Origin of the sequence: Streptomyces sp. CAU 1734, from assembly GCF_039888735.1 — a bacterium.
Classification (GTDB): domain Bacteria; phylum Actinomycetota; class Actinomycetes; order Streptomycetales; family Streptomycetaceae; genus Streptomyces.
In genome coordinates, this window is sequence record NZ_JBDQQP010000007.1 from 306,140 (window position 1) to 320,028 (window position 13,889).

12 protein-coding genes are annotated in these 13,889 nt (G+C 71.7%); 6 read left to right on the forward strand and 6 right to left on the reverse strand.

The genetic code is table 11. The features are described 5' to 3' along the window. Positions 1–220: 220 nt before the first annotated feature. The 5 genes from AAFN69_RS16025 (at position 221) to AAFN69_RS16045 (ending at position 6,921) form a co-directional block, all read left to right on the forward strand. Entirely contained in the window at positions 221–1,003 is a 783-nt protein-coding gene (locus tag AAFN69_RS16025; RefSeq protein ID WP_347729165.1) for an MIP/aquaporin family protein, read from the forward strand. Between the two features lie 110 nt (positions 1,004–1,113). Further along, positions 1,114–2,661 carry a glycerol kinase GlpK gene (gene glpK / locus AAFN69_RS16030; RefSeq protein ID WP_347729166.1) on the forward strand — a complete coding sequence of 516 codons (1,548 nt, stop codon included), beginning with the start codon at positions 1,114–1,116 and terminating at the stop codon, positions 2,659–2,661. A gap of 16 nt (positions 2,662–2,677) precedes the next feature. After that, positions 2,678–4,288, forward strand: coding sequence for a glycerol-3-phosphate dehydrogenase/oxidase (locus tag AAFN69_RS16035; RefSeq protein ID WP_347729167.1), 1,611 nt, complete (start codon positions 2,678–2,680; stop codon positions 4,286–4,288). 156 nt (positions 4,289–4,444) lie between these two features. Then, positions 4,445–5,128, forward strand: coding sequence for a FadR/GntR family transcriptional regulator (locus AAFN69_RS16040; RefSeq protein WP_347729168.1), 684 nt, complete (start codon positions 4,445–4,447; stop codon positions 5,126–5,128). Between the two features lie 617 nt (positions 5,129–5,745). Further along, positions 5,746–6,921, forward strand: coding sequence for a PAC2 family protein (locus AAFN69_RS16045; protein WP_347729169.1), 1,176 nt, complete (start codon positions 5,746–5,748; stop codon positions 6,919–6,921). A gap of 140 nt (positions 6,922–7,061) precedes the next feature. Here the strand turns inward: AAFN69_RS16045 and mshC are convergent, their stop codons facing one another. The 4 genes from mshC to AAFN69_RS16065 all read right to left on the reverse strand — a co-directional run bounded on the left by mshC (position 7,062) and on the right by AAFN69_RS16065 (position 10,995). After that, positions 7,062–8,291, reverse strand: coding sequence for a cysteine--1-D-myo-inosityl 2-amino-2-deoxy-alpha-D-glucopyranoside ligase (gene mshC / locus AAFN69_RS16050; protein ID WP_347729170.1), 1,230 nt, complete (start codon positions 8,289–8,291; stop codon positions 7,062–7,064). A gap of 540 nt (positions 8,292–8,831) precedes the next feature. Next, on the reverse strand, positions 8,832–9,662 hold the full coding sequence (locus tag AAFN69_RS16055) for an SCO1664 family protein (protein WP_347729171.1): 831 nt from the start codon (positions 9,660–9,662) through the stop codon (positions 8,832–8,834). Next, positions 9,626–10,216: a DUF3090 domain-containing protein gene (locus tag AAFN69_RS16060; RefSeq protein ID WP_347729172.1), complete on the reverse strand. Its 591-nt coding sequence runs from the start codon at positions 10,214–10,216 to the stop codon at positions 9,626–9,628. The genes AAFN69_RS16055 and AAFN69_RS16060 overlap by 37 nt, the downstream gene beginning before the upstream one ends. 80 nt (positions 10,217–10,296) lie before the next feature. Further along, complete coding sequence (locus AAFN69_RS16065; protein WP_347729173.1) at positions 10,297–10,995, reverse strand: histidine phosphatase family protein; 699 nt, start codon at positions 10,993–10,995, stop codon at positions 10,297–10,299. Between the two features lie 68 nt (positions 10,996–11,063). On the opposite strand from AAFN69_RS16065, the gene AAFN69_RS16070 reads away from it, so the two are divergent. Continuing rightward, on the forward strand, positions 11,064–12,071 hold the full coding sequence (locus AAFN69_RS16070) for a magnesium and cobalt transport protein CorA (RefSeq protein ID WP_347729286.1): 1,008 nt from the start codon (positions 11,064–11,066) through the stop codon (positions 12,069–12,071). Positions 12,072–12,161: 90 nt separating this feature from the next. On the opposite strand, the gene AAFN69_RS16075 is transcribed toward AAFN69_RS16070, so the two are convergent. Both AAFN69_RS16075 and AAFN69_RS16080 read right to left on the reverse strand, forming a co-directional pair. Beyond that, on the reverse strand, positions 12,162–12,947 hold the full coding sequence (locus AAFN69_RS16075) for a ferritin-like domain-containing protein (protein ID WP_347729174.1): 786 nt from the start codon (positions 12,945–12,947) through the stop codon (positions 12,162–12,164). Positions 12,948–13,074: 127 nt separating this feature from the next. Then, complete coding sequence (locus AAFN69_RS16080) at positions 13,075–13,794, reverse strand: 2-phosphosulfolactate phosphatase (protein WP_347729175.1); 720 nt, start codon at positions 13,792–13,794, stop codon at positions 13,075–13,077. Between the last annotated feature and the right edge of the window lie 95 nt (positions 13,795–13,889).

The window sequence follows — 13,889 nt, forward strand, 5'->3', positions numbered from 1 at the left end:
ATCATCGATAACGATCCGGTTTTCGGACAGACGGCCCTTGACGCCGTGTTTACCAGGGGCAAAACTGCCGTTCACCGGTCGGCATTGTCGAACAGCTAACGGAAATACGCGTTAGAGTGTGGCAAGCGCCAAGGGCCGGCAACGCCCTCACCTGAGGGCGCGGATCACCGGCGCGAACCCGGGGTCCGCCTTCCCCTGGACGAAGGACAAAGGAGTCGCGGTGTCCAGCTCCGACATCTTTATCGGCGAGACGATCGGCACGGCCGTGCTGATCCTGCTCGGCGGCGGCGTGGTCGCCGCCGTCACCCTCAAGAATTCCAAGGCCCGCGGCGCGGGCTTCCTCGCCATCACGTTCGCGTGGGGCTTCGCCGTCATGACGGCCGTCTACATGGTCACGCCCCTCTCCGGCGCGCATCTGAACCCGGCCGTCACCCTGGGTATCGCGATCAAGGACGGGACCTGGTCGAACGTCCCCGTCTACATCGCCGGCCAGATGCTGGGCGCCATGATCGGCGCGGCGCTGGTCGTCGTCGCGTACTACGGACAGTTCATGTCGCACCTGCGCGACCCCGAGATCGCCGGCGACCCGGCCGACAAGCCGATCGAGGGCGCGCCCGGCCCCAAGGCCGGCCCCGTCCTCGGCATCTTCTCCACCGGCCCGGAGATCCGCGTCGTCTGGCAGAACCTCGCCACCGAGATCATCGGCACCACCGTGCTCGTCCTCGCCGTGCTCACCCAGGGCCTCAACGCCGAGGGCAAGGGCCTGAGCACGCTCGGCGCGCTGATCACCGCCTTTGTCGTGGTCGGCATCGGTCTCTCGCTCGGCGGGCCCACCGGCTACGCCATCAACCCCGCCCGTGACCTGGGCCCCCGCATCATCCACGCCCTGCTGCCGCTGCCCAACAAGGGCGGCTCCGACTGGGGCTACGCCTGGATTCCCGTCGTCGGCCCGCTGGCCGGCGGAGCGCTCGCCGCCGGAATCTACGATCTCGCGTTCGCCTGACCGGTGAGCCCACTCGCCACGCGGATACGTATGGAGCACCAGAACCGCGTCCGCACCGGCAACCCGTACAGGTACCGCCGTATCCCCACCGACCACAGCAGGAGCACACCGTGACCGATGCACACACCTCGGGAACGTCTTCGCACGGACATGGTCCGTTCATCGCGGCCATCGACCAGGGCACCACGTCGAGCCGCTGCATCGTCTTCGACAAGGACGGCCGGATCGTCTCGGTCGACCAGAAGGAGCACGAGCAGATCTTCCCCAAGCCGGGCTGGGTGGAGCACGACGCCGCCGAGATCTGGACCAATGTCCAGGAAGTCCTGGCGGGCGCCGTCGACAAGGCCGGGATCACCCGCGCCGACGTCATGGCGATCGGCATCACCAACCAGCGCGAGACCACCCTCCTGTGGGACAGGAACACCGGCGAGCCGGTCCACAACGCCATCGTCTGGCAGGACACCCGCACCGACGCGCTCTGCAAGGAGCTCGGCCGCAATGTCGGCCAGGACCGCTTCCGCCGCCAGACCGGCCTCCCGCTGGCCAGCTACTTCGCCGGGCCGAAGGTCCGCTGGCTGCTGGACAACGTCCCGGGGCTGCGCGAGCGCGCCGAGCGCGGCGAGATCCTCTTCGGCACCATGGACTCCTGGGTCATCTGGAATCTGACCGGCGGTGTGGACGGCGGTGTGCACGTCACGGACGTCACCAACGCCTCCCGCACCATGCTGATGAACCTCCACACCATGGAGTGGGACGACAAGATCCTCACCTCCATGGAGGTCCCGGCCAACGTCCTGCCCGAGATCCGCTCCTCCAGCGAGGTCTACGGCACCGCCAAGGGCGGCGTCCTCGACGGGGTGCCGGTCGCCTCGGCCCTCGGCGACCAGCAGGCCGCGCTCTTCGGCCAGACGTGCTTCGCCGAGGGCGAGGCGAAGTCCACCTACGGCACCGGCACCTTCATGCTGATGAACACCGGTGACACCCCGGTGAACTCCTACAACGGCCTGCTGACCACCGTCGGCTACCGCATCGGCGACCAGAAGGCGGTCTACGCCCTGGAGGGCTCGATCGCGGTCACCGGATCGCTCGTGCAGTGGATGCGCGACCAGATGGGCCTGATCAAGTCCGCGGCCGAGATCGAGACTCTGGCGCTCTCCGTCGAGGACAACGGCGGCGCGTACTTCGTCCCCGCCTTCTCCGGTCTCTTCGCCCCCTACTGGCGCTCCGACGCCCGCGGGGTGATCGCCGGACTCACCCGGTACGTCACCAAGGCGCACATCGCCCGTGCCGTACTGGAGGCCACCGCCTGGCAGACCCGCGAGATCACCGACGCCATGACGAAGGACTCCGGTGTCGAGCTGGCCGCGCTCAAGGTCGACGGCGGCATGACCTCCAACAATCTGCTGATGCAGACCCTCTCGGACTTCCTGGACGCGCCGGTGGTGCGTCCGATGGTCGCCGAGACGACCTGCCTCGGCGCGGCGTACGCCGCAGGTCTGGCCGTCGGGTTCTGGCCGGACACCGACGCCCTGCGCGCCAACTGGCGCCGGGCCGCCGAATGGACCCCGCGCATGGACGCCGACCAGCGTGAGCGCGAGTACAAGAGCTGGCTCAAGGCCGTACAGCGGTCGATGAGCTGGCTCGACGAGGAAGAGTGACGAGGAGCAAACGACGATGACCACCATGCAGAGCGTCCCGGCCCTCGGGACGCACCCGGCCTCCGGCTCCCTCCCGAGCCGAGCCGAGACCCGGGAGCAGCTCTCCAAGGCGACCTACGACCTCCTGGTGATCGGCGGCGGCATCCTGGGCATCTCCACCGCCTGGCATGCGGCGCAGGCCGGGCTGCGGGTGGCTCTGGTGGACGCCGGCGACTTCGCCGGCGCCACCTCGTCCGCCTCCTCCAAGCTTCTCCACGGCGGTCTGCGCTACCTCCAGACCGGCGCGGTGAAGCTGGTCGCGGAGAACCACTTCGAGCGGCGCGCGGTCTCCCGCGAGGTCGCCCCCCACCTGGCCAATCCGCTCACCTTCTATCTGCCCGTCTACAAGGGCGGCCCGCACGGCGCGGCGAAGCTCGGTGCCGGGGTCTTCGCGTACTCCGCGCTCTCCGCCTTCGGCGACGGCGTCGGCCATGTGATCGGCGCGGCGAAGGCCCAGCGCGACGTTCCCGAACTGCGCACCGAGAATCTGAAGGCCGTCGCCGTCTACGGGGACGACCAGATGAACGACTCCCGGATGGCGCTGATGACGGTCCGCGCGGCCGTCGCGGCCGGGGCGACCGTGCTCAATCACGCCGAGGTCACCGGGCTGCGGTTCACCCGCGGCCGGGTGACGGGCGCCGAGCTGAAGGACCGCACCGACGGCACCGAATTCGGGGTCACCTCGCGGCTGGTGCTGAACGCCACCGGTCCGTGGGTGGACCATCTGCGCCGGATGGAGGACCCGGCGGCGGCGCCGTCGATCCGCCTCTCCAAGGGCGCCCACCTGGTGCTGAAGCGCACCTCGCCGTGGAAGGCCGCGCTGGCCACCCCGATAGACAAGTACCGGATCACCTTCGCCCTGCCCTGGGAGGACATGCTCCTCCTCGGGACCACGGACGAGGAGTACGAGGGCGACCCGGGCGAGGTCGCGGTCAACGAGAAGGACACCGCGCAGATCCTGGACGAGGCCGCGTACTCGATCCGGGACCAGCAGCTGTCACGGGATCTGATCACCTACTCCTTCGCGGGTCTGCGGGTACTGCCCGGCGGCCCGGGTGACACCTCCAAGGCCAAGCGGGAGACGGTCGTCTCCGAGGGCCGCGGCGGCATGCTCTCGGTCGCGGGCGGCAAGTGGACCACCTTCCGGCACATCGGCCGCACGGTGATGAACAAGCTGGCCGAGCTCCCCGGAAAGCCGCTCGCCGAGGACATGGAGCCCATCTCCCGGCTGCCGAGGAAGGTGCCGCTCCCCGGCATAGCCAACCCGGACGCGGTCGCGCACCGGCTGCTGGTCGACGGGGGCACCCCCGGCCCCCGGATGGCGGCGGACACCGCGCGCCACCTGGCGACGCACTACGGCTCGCTGTCGTTCGACATCGCGCGGCTGGCCAACGACGATCCGGCGCTCGCCGAGCGGATCCACCCCGACGCCCCGGAGATCTGGGCGCAGGTGGTGTACGCCCGGGACCACGAGTGGGCCGAGACGGCGGACGACGTACTGCGCCGGCGCACCACGCTGACGATCCGGGGCCTGGCCACGGACCCGATCCGCGCGAAGGTGGAGGGTCTGCTGGCGGACCGCGCGTAACGGCGCCCGGCGGCACCGCGCGGGCTCCGCTCAAGGGCCCGCGCGAGGCGGGAATTTCAGTGGTACGGGGCGGCTCCTTGCGGGCCGCCCCTCGCTGTACCCTCCGAGATCGGATGATTCGCGGGGCCGATCGGACGAGCGGACGAGGGGGCGGTCGTGGCAGTCACCGACCAGGCGATCGAGAGAATCAAGGACATGATCGTCTCGGGTGCGCTGCGCCCCGGCGACCGGCTGCCCAAGGAGAGCGAACTCGCCGCCGAGCTCGGCCTCTCCCGCAATTCGCTGCGCGAGGCGGTACGCGCCCTCTCGCTGATCCGGATCCTGGACGTCCGCCAGGGCGACGGCACCTATGTGACCAGTCTCGACCCTCAGCTGCTGCTGGAGGCGGTCGGCTTCGTGGTGGATCTGCACCGGGACGACACCGAGCTGGAGTTCCTCGCCGTGCGCCGGATCCTGGAACCCGCCGCGACCGCGCTGGCGGCGTCCCGCATCAGCACCGCCGAACTCGACGCGCTGAGCACCGGACTCGACGGGCTCGGCCCGGCCCCCTCACTGGAGGAACTGGTCGCCGCGGACCTGGAGTTCCACCGGGGGATCGTGCGGGCTTCGGGCAACGCGGTGCTCTGCTCGCTGCTCGACGGGCTCTCCGGCCCGGCGACCCGGGCCAGGATCTGGCGCGGGCTGACGCGTGAGGACGCCGTCGGCCGGACCCTTCACGAGCACCGGGCGATCCTGGCGGCGCTGCGGAACCGGGACGCGGCGGTGGCCCAGTGCTGGGCGACCGTGCACATCGCCGGTGTGGAGCAGTGCCTGCGGCGGGCGGCACCGGACGGTGCGTGAATCCGTCCCGCGGGCGGTACAGGAGTACGCGGACGGCGGGTCTCCCCCGGCGCCGTCCCGGCCGCCCCATCACCACGGGATCGATGAGGGGTTGACACGGACGGCCGGTGCGCTACCGGCGCCGGGCCCGGCGGGGCCGAACAGCGGTCGGGACCGGGCGACTTCATGGAGTCCGGCGGGGGCCGCCGGGGGCGGGAGATCGGATGATCCGGGGCCGCTGTACCCCGGCGGCGCGGGCCGGGGCGGCTCTCCCGCGCCCTGCGGTGCGGCGTATTCCATGGCCTTGTGCACCTTCGGCACCGGCGGCGGCCGGTCCGGACCGGATGAGCGCTCCACCGTACGCCCTCGCCCGCCCGGAGAACATCGGATCTCTGGTGGTCATCCGATGTATAGCGTCCACCTCGCGCCACGATCCAGGGGTCATGACGCAATTCCCTGGGTACAGCTCGGATGTATTCCCTTGAGTGAGCTGCGGTTACGCGCATATTGCTCAGCTGTGAAGCAGCCGTGTCGATCTCCCGCCCAAGTTCACCCGCGCGTGCGCGAGGGCTGCGGCGGGAGACGTCGAAACCCGTAAGGTTGGGGCGTACACAAGGAACTTCGGAAGGAGGCACTGGGTGATCGAGCTCGAGGGGGTACCCGAGCTGATCGACCCGGTCATGGTGGCCGCGTTCGAGGGCTGGAACGACGCCGGCGACGCCGCCTCCACCGCGGTCGCACACCTGGACCGGGAGTGGAAGGGCGAGGTGTTCGCGGCCCTCGACGCCGAGGACTACTACGACTTCCAGGTCAACCGGCCCACAGTGTGGCTGGACGGCGGAGTGCGGAAGATCACCTGGCCCACGACCCGGTTGTCCGTGGTCCGTGTCGGCGGCGAGAAACCACGCGATCTCGTGCTGGTGCGCGGGATCGAACCATCCATGCGCTGGCGCTCGTTCTGCAATGAGATCCTCGGATTCGCCCATGAACTGGGCGTCGAGATGGTGGTGATCCTGGGCGCGCTGCTCGGCGACACCCCGCACACCCGGCCCGTACCCGTCAGCGGCATCACCTCCGATCCCGATCTGGCGCGGACGATGGACCTGGAGGAGACCCGGTACGAGGGGCCGACCGGGATCGTCGGCATTCTCCAGGAGGCATGCACCCACGCCGGGGTGCCGGCGGTGAGCCTGTGGGCGGCGGTGCCGCACTATGTGTCGCAGCCGCCCAACCCCAAGGCCACGCTGGCGCTGCTCAACCGGCTGGAGGATCTGATCGGGCTGCGCATTCCGCTGGGCGAACTGCCCGAGGACGCGCGGGCCTGGCAGCTGGGCGTGGACCAGCTGGCCGCCGAGGACACCGAGGTGGCGGAGTACGTGCAGACCCTGGAGGAGGCGCGGGACACCGCGGAGCTGCCGGAGGCGTCCGGAGAGGCCATCGCCCGGGAATTCGAGCGGTATCTGCGGCGGCGTGACGGCGGTCCGGGCCCGGGGCCCGGTCCGGGCCTCGCGACCGACGGCGGCGGCGGTGACGGCGGGGCGTATCTGCGGGATCCCGGCGGCGGGCTCAACCGGCCGGCGCGGGCGCCGCGTTCGGGTACGGAGGAGCCGGCGGACTCGCCGGAGCCGTCCGGGGCGGACGGTCCCTCCGACGCCGCCGACCCGTCCGAAACCGCCGATCCGTCCGATCCGTCTGTTTCGCCGGACGAGGCCGGCCCGTCCGGCGCCCGGGAGCGGCCGGAGCCGGACGCGGAGGCCGAGGACGGCGGCGACAGCGGCGGCGACAGCGGCGAGAAGGACCGGCCGGAGGAGTGACATCCGGGCGGACGACGAGATTGGCCGAAATTGATTGGCCGATTAGCGGTACGACGGCCTCGGGGCCGGGCCTGTGACACGGAAGCGCCGGGCGGTGGGATCACCGCCCGGCGCTTCCGTGTCACCTCATCGGATCGCCGCTACAGTGCGACGCCGAGCAGCGCGTCGACCGTCCGCGACACCACTCCGGGCGCGCCCTCGTCCGTACCGCCCTCCGAGCTCTGACACTCGGCCCAGCGATCGACGGCGGCCAGCGCCGCCGGTGCGTCCAGATCGTCCGCCAGCGCCTCCCGGACCTCCTCGACCAGCGCGTCCGCCGACGGCCCGTCGGGCCGCGAGACCGCCGCCCGCCACCGGGCGAGCCGCTCCTCGGCGTCCCGGAGCACCGAATCGGTCCACTCCCAGTCGGCGCGGTAGTGGTGCGAGAGCAGCGCCAGCCGGATCGCGGCGGGGTCCACACCGGCACGGCGCAGCGCCGAGACGAAGACCAGATTGCCCTTCGACTTCGACATCTTCTCGCCGCCGAGGGCGACCATGCCGGCATGCACATACGCCTTGGCGTAGGGGTGCTCGCCGGTCAGGGCGTGCGCATGCGAGGCGCCCATCTCATGGTGCGGGAAGACCAGGTCGGAGCCGCCGCCCTGGACGTCGAAGCCCATCCCCAGATACTCCAGCGCGATGGCCACGCACTCGATGTGCCAGCCCGGGCGCCCGGCGCCGAGACTGCCGCCGTCCCAGCTCGGCTCACCCTCCCGGGCGCCCACCCAGAGCATCGGGTCGAGCGGGTTCTTCTTCCCCGGCCGCTCCGGGTCGCCGCCGCGCTCGGCGGAGAGCAGCCGCATCGCCTCGGCGTCCAGGTGGGACAGCTCGCCGAAGTGCGGGTCCGCCTCGACGGAGAAGTAGATGTCCCCTTCGAGCTCATAGGCGGCCCCGGCGTCCCGGAGACGTTCCACCAGCGGCACGATGCCGGGTATCGCCTCGACGGCTCCGATGTACTGCTTCGGCGGCAGCATCCGCAGAGCTGTCATGTCCTCGCGGAAGAGTGCGGTCTCACGCTCGGCGAGCTCGGTCCAGTCGTGCCCGTCACGGATGGCCCGCTCCAGCAGCGGATCGTCGATGTCGGTGACGTTCTGGACGTAGTGAACCTGACGCTTGGTGTCGAGCCACACGCGCTGAACGAGATCGAACGCGTTGTAGGTCGCCGCGTGACCGATGTGGGTCGCGTCGTACGGCGTGATGCCGCAGACATAGATACGGGCGACGGGACCGGGGGCGAGGGTCAGGAACCCGTCGGTCGCGGTGTCGTGGATCCGGAGGTCGCGGCCCTTGCCAGGCAGGGCGGGGACCTCAGAAGCGGGCCAGGCATACATGCAGTGAGCCTAACCGGACGGCTGATCCGGTTACGAACCGGATCACGCCGATTGGCCGGTTGGACGGGGTTGCGCGGTGGCACGTGTATGTGCGGGACCCCTGGGGCGGGGTGGTCTCCCCCGGGGCGCGGGTACGACACCGGGCACCCCCGCCCGGGTACGGGTCCCGCCTCAATCGCCGGCGGGGCCTGATTCACCACCCCGGTGCGCCCGGTACGGCTCTCCGGGGGTTCGGGTCCCGCACACTCCGGCCCCGCCGGCGACTGAGGCGGGTGGCCCGGGACGGAGTGAGCGGACTCGGCCCCGCCGGCCTTTGAAGCGCGGGGTGAGCAGACTCGGCCCGCCGGCGATTGAGGCCCGGGGTCGGGGGCGGAGCCCCGGTTGCGCGCCACCAAGCCCCGCCGGCGATTGAGGCGCGAGGTCCGGGGCGGAGCCCCGGTTGCGCACCACCAAGCCCCGCCGGCGATTGAGGCGCGAGGTCCGGGGCGGAGCCCCGGTTGCGGGAAGGGGCGGGGAGGGGACAACACCCCCGCCCCGGGGTCAGAGCGGGGGCCAGGGAATCGCGGGCCACTGGCCCGAGGGCACGGGATGCCGGCCGGTCCGGCACAGCGAGGCCACCCTGCCCCGTACCGCCTCCACCTCCCCCGGCGTCAGCAGCTCCGCCAGCCGCCCCGACAACCCGCTCCCCTCCGCCAGCGCCGCGCCCAGCGCCCCGAGCGCGCTCAGCGCCTCCTCCGTGAGGGGCTCCCCCGCCCAGCCCCACAGCAGCGTGCGGAGCTTGTCCTCGGTGTGAAAGGTCACCCCGTGGTCGATGGCGTACAGAGCGCCGTCCGGAGCCGGCAGCAGATGCCCGCCCTTGCGGTCGCCGTTGTTGATCACCGCGTCCAGCACCGCCAGCCGCCGCAGCCGGGCGTCGTCCGCGTGGACCAGCAGCGCCGTGCGGCCCTCTCCGACGTCCGCGAGGCCGACCGCCTTCCACCCCTCCCCGGGCTCCTCCGCGTCGACCAGCGCCAGCAGCTCGGCGGCGGGATGCTCACCGGTGTCCGTGTCGATCCAGAGCTGGACCATGCCCTCCCCGTGGGGGCCGTCCCGCAGGACGGTGGGCGGAACCAGATGCCAGCCGAGAGCCTCGGAGATCTCGTACGCCGCCACCTCGCGCTGGGCCAGCGTCCCCTCGGGAAAGTCCCACAGGGGGCGCTCCCCGGCGACGGGCTTGTAGACGCAGGACGCCTCCTCGCCACCGAGGGAGACCGAGCAGAACAGCACCGCGTTGGACGCCTCGGCGACCCGGCCGCGTACGGTCAGCTCGCCCTTGGTGAGGAGGTCCGGAGCCGTCAGGCTCCCCGCCGGTATCCGTTCTGGCGCGGGCATACGTGTCCTTCCGGGTCGAGCGGCAGGCTGCAGAGCGGGCAGGGCGGACGCCCGGCGTTCACCACGTCCAGCGCTCGTTTGGCGAACGCCCGCGCCTGGGCCCCGGTCAGCCGGACGCGCAGCATCGGCGGGCCGTTCTCCTCGTCCTGGAGGAGCCGCTCCTCGGCCTCGGCGAGATCCTCCTCCGAGTCGGCGTCCAGCTCGACCAGCGCCTGGGCCTCGACGATCATGCGCTGTTCGTCGCCGTCCCAGGCCAGGGCCATCGTGCCGACCCGGAACTCCTCCTCCACCGGGGAGTCGAGCGGTGCGGTGTCGGTGACCTCGGCGGGCGCGACGGCGGGCACGGGGGCATTGCCGCCGGTGCGGCGGACCACTTCGTCGAGGAGCTCGTCGATCCGCTCGGCGAGCGCGGCGACCTGCGTCTTCTCCAGGGCGACGCTGGTGACGCGCCCTCCGGCCGATGCCTGGAGGAAGAACGTACGGCGTCCAGGGAGACCGACCGTACCGGCGACGAACCGGTCCGGCGGGTCGTAGAGGAACACCTGACGGGACACGTTCTGACTCCCTTGAGACTCGGGGACGACCCGTACGGGCATACGGGCGCATCGCGCGTCCACCCTACTGCCCGGGGCGATCACGGGGCGCCCGCGCCGCCCCCCACGACCGCGTTCCCGTCACCGGCCGCCGCGGCCTCGCCGCCGCGCGGCACCAGGGGGCCGAGGCCATCGGTGTCACCGAGCCTGAGAAGAAACGGCCGGGTGCGGGTGTAACGGATCGCTGTCACGGAACAAGGATCCACATGGATCCGCTGGAAGAGGTCGAGATGCATACCGAGCGCGTCCGCGACGAGCGCCTTGATGATGTCCCCGTGCGAGCACATGACATAGGCGGCGTCCTCGCCGTGGGCCGCTTCGACGCGGCCGTTCCAGTCGCGCACCGCGTCCACGGCCCGGGCCTGCATGGCCCGCATGGTCTCACCGCCGGGGAAGGCCGCCGCGGAGGGATGGTGCTGGACGACCTCCATCAGGGGTTCGTCGTTGAGCTCCCCCAGCTTGCGGCCGGACCAGTCGCCGTAGTCGCACTCGCTGATCCGTTCATCGGTTTCGAGCCGGAGGGCGGGCCGGGCGTCGAGCAGCGGCCGGAGCGTCTGAACACAGCGCTCCAGCGGGCTGCTGACGGCCGCGGCGAGCGGTATCCCGCCGAGACGGGCGGGGAGCCCGGCGGCCTGGGCGGCGCCGTGCTCGTCGAGGTGGACTCCGGGGGTGCGGCCGGCGAGCACCCCCGCGGTGTTGGCGGTGGAGCGTCCGTGCCGTACGAGGATGAGCATGGCCATGCCCGCAAGCCTAGGCGGTGTGCCGCCGCGCGCGTCGTGAAGTGCGCGCGGCCCGTGCGCGGGGAAGAATCCGCGCTGTGATCGTTGACTGTGCCATCTACCGTGCGGGGCGCCGGACGGAGGGCCCCGGGGACCTCTCGGAGGCACTGGACGCGGCGCGGGCGGCCGGTGACGCGTTCATCTGGATCGGGATGCACGAGCCGGCGGCCGACGAGTTCGATCTGGTGTCGCGGGAGTTCGGGCTCCACCCGCTGGCGGTGGAGGACGCGCTCCGCGCCCATCAGCGTCCCAAACTGGAGGTCTACGACGACTCGCTCTTCGTGGTGCTGAAGCCGGTGGTGTACGAGGCGGAGAGCGACACCGTGTCGGCGGGTGAGCTGATGGTGTTCATCGGGGATTCGTTCGTGGTGACGGTGCGGCACGGCGAGGGGGCGCCGCTGGCGGATGTGCGGGCCCGGCTGGAGTCGGATCCGGAGGTGCTGGCACACGGGCCGACGGCGGTGCTGTACGCGATCAGCGACGCGGTGGTCGACCACTACATCGATGTGGCCGGGGAGCTCCAGGTGGACTTGGAGGAGATGGAGGCCGAGGTCTTCGCCCCGACGGGCGGCGGGGCGTCGGGGACGTCCGGTCCGCCGACGGCGGAGCGGATCTACCGGTTCAAGCGGCAGGTGCTGGAGTTCCGGCGGGCCACCGGGCCGCTGGCGGGGCCGATGGCGCGGCTGGCGAGTCCCGGGGTGCCCTTTGTGCATGAGCGGTCGCAGCCCTTCTTCCGGGATGTCAGCGACCATCTGACCCGGGCGAATGAGCAGGTGGAGGGGTTGGACCGGCTGCTGTCGGACATTCTGGCGGCCCATCTGGCACAGCAGGGTGTGCGGCAGAACGACGACATGCGGAAGATCTCGGCATGGGCGGCGATGGCGGCGGTCCCGACCATGGTGGCGGGGATCTACGGCATGAATTTCGACCACATGCCGGAGCTGCACTGGGTGGGGGGCTATCCGATGGTGCTGGGGCTGATGGCGGGGACGGTCTACGGCCTGCACCGGCTCTTCAAGCGGCGGGGCTGGCTCTAGGCCGGGCCCGGCGCCCGGGCGCCGGGGGGGGCGGGGCGGCCGGGGCCGGGTGGCCGGGGGGGGCCGGGCCCGGGTGGCCGGGGCGGCTGCTCAGAACGCGGGCGCGGGCACGGCCGGGCCGTCGAGCGCGCCGCGGCGCTCGGGCATGGTGAGGTTGATCGCGCGGTGCCAGCCGCCGGCGCGTTCATACGCGTAGACGCCCCGGATGCCGGTGGTGAGGAGGCCGGCCTTGGCACGCGGCCAGCGCAGGATCCCGGCCATGCGCCCCATGACGGCGAGGCTCACATCGCGGTGGACCTTGATCTCCGCGAGGGCGCTCTCGCGGAGCACGCGGTGGATGGTGCGGCCGTGCCCCTCGGCGGCGAGGCGGAGCAGTTCCTCGTGGCAGTACGCGAGGTGGTTCTCCTCGTCGTGGCAGATCATCCTGATCGCCTTGCCGAGCTCGGGGTGGTCTCCGAAGTGGGTGACGAGCATGTCCATCTGGTCGGCGGCCCGCTGCTCGGTGACCCTGCTGTGCGCCAGGTACACGACGATGTCCTTCTCGGTGAGGGGTTCGTCGCGGCGCAGTTTCTCGTGGGTGAGGCCGATGCCCTGCTGTTCCAGGAGCATGGTGTAGTCGGTCTCGGGCGGTACGGGCACGGGTTCGAGGCCGCGCTTGCGGAGCAGGGCGTTGAATATCCTGCCGTGTTTGTCCTCATCCGCGCCGTGCCGGGTGATCCTGGGCGCGAGAGCGCGCATGCTCTCGGGCACCAGTGCGGCGATCCGGCCGTTCTCCCAGCCTCCCTGGGCCTCGCCGCTGGCGGCGATGGAGCAGAAGAGCCGGAAGGCGTCGTCGTTGTCGATGATTTCCTGGAAAAGGCTGCGGGCCGAGAGCATCACTGCACCTCCTGAAGGCATCCCAGGGACAGAGTCACCGGGATCCGGGAGGCGGGGCAACAGGTGGACCGGGCAAACTCCGCCGAATGGAGGACTTCCGGCGCGATCGGCCCGTACGCGCCGGTCCTCACGGCCCCGGAGGGGGCGCGGCCGGGGTGCCGCCGGCCTGCGGGGGCGGGGCGTACGGGCGCAGGACCATGAGCGGGCCCTCAGGGGCCGCCACCATGGCGAAGGGGAACCGGTCGAGTTCGAGGCAGAGTGCGACGTCATCGGGGTGGGCGCCCCGGCGCACCCCCTCCGTCAGCTCGGCCGCGGCCCGGGATCCGGCGGCGCGGCGGAGGTACCCGGAGGGATCCGTCGCGGCCCCGGCGGCCCGCCGGGCGATGTACCGGGCGCATGCCAGATCCTCATCGGCCCGGCCGTCCTCGCCGGTGACCACGTAGGTGACGGCCTCGCTCCCGCGTGCCCGCAGGACCCGGGCGGTCGCCTCCGCCACCACGAAGCCGGCGCAGAGCACCAGCGACGCGTCCTTGACCGCGAGGGCGCCGACCGTGCCCGCCGTGGTCTTCTGCACCACGGTCCGTCCGCCGAGGTCGGCGGAGCGCAGCAGGCCCGGTGAGTTGACCAGGTCGAAGCCGGGCGCGGGCGGGCCGTCCTTGAGCGCGGCCCAGTCCGGCCGGCGGGCCTTGAGCTCACGGGCCTCGTCCAGCGATCCGGCGAGCACGATCTTCTCCGCCCCCCGGGCGAAGGCCCAGGCCGCGACGGTGTAAGCGCGCATGACGTCGACCACGACGGCCACGGAGGGGACTTCGGTCAGATCGGCGATGCCGAGGAAGCGGGCGTTCATCCCCGTCATGATCGCCTGTGCCCGACCGGAGAAACACGGAGAGTGACGCACATCACGCGGCCCGAGGCGGCGGCGACGGCACCCCGGCCGGCCCG

Coding starts and splice junctions, on each gene's coding strand:
- AAFN69_RS16035 (WP_347729167.1), top strand. CDS start 2,678: ATGACCACCATGCAGAGCGTCCCGGCCCTCGGGACGCACCCGGCCTCC.
- mshC (WP_347729170.1), bottom strand. CDS start 8,291: ATGTATGCCTGGCCCGCTTCTGAGGTCCCCGCCCTGCCTGGCAAGGGC.
- AAFN69_RS16055 (WP_347729171.1), bottom strand. CDS start 9,662: ATGCCCGCGCCAGAACGGATACCGGCGGGGAGCCTGACGGCTCCGGAC.
- AAFN69_RS16065 (WP_347729173.1), bottom strand. CDS start 10,995: ATGGCCATGCTCATCCTCGTACGGCACGGACGCTCCACCGCCAACACC.
- AAFN69_RS16075 (WP_347729174.1), bottom strand. CDS start 12,947: ATGCTCTCGGCCCGCAGCCTTTTCCAGGAAATCATCGACAACGACGAC.
- AAFN69_RS16080 (WP_347729175.1), bottom strand. CDS start 13,794: ATGAACGCCCGCTTCCTCGGCATCGCCGATCTGACCGAAGTCCCCTCC.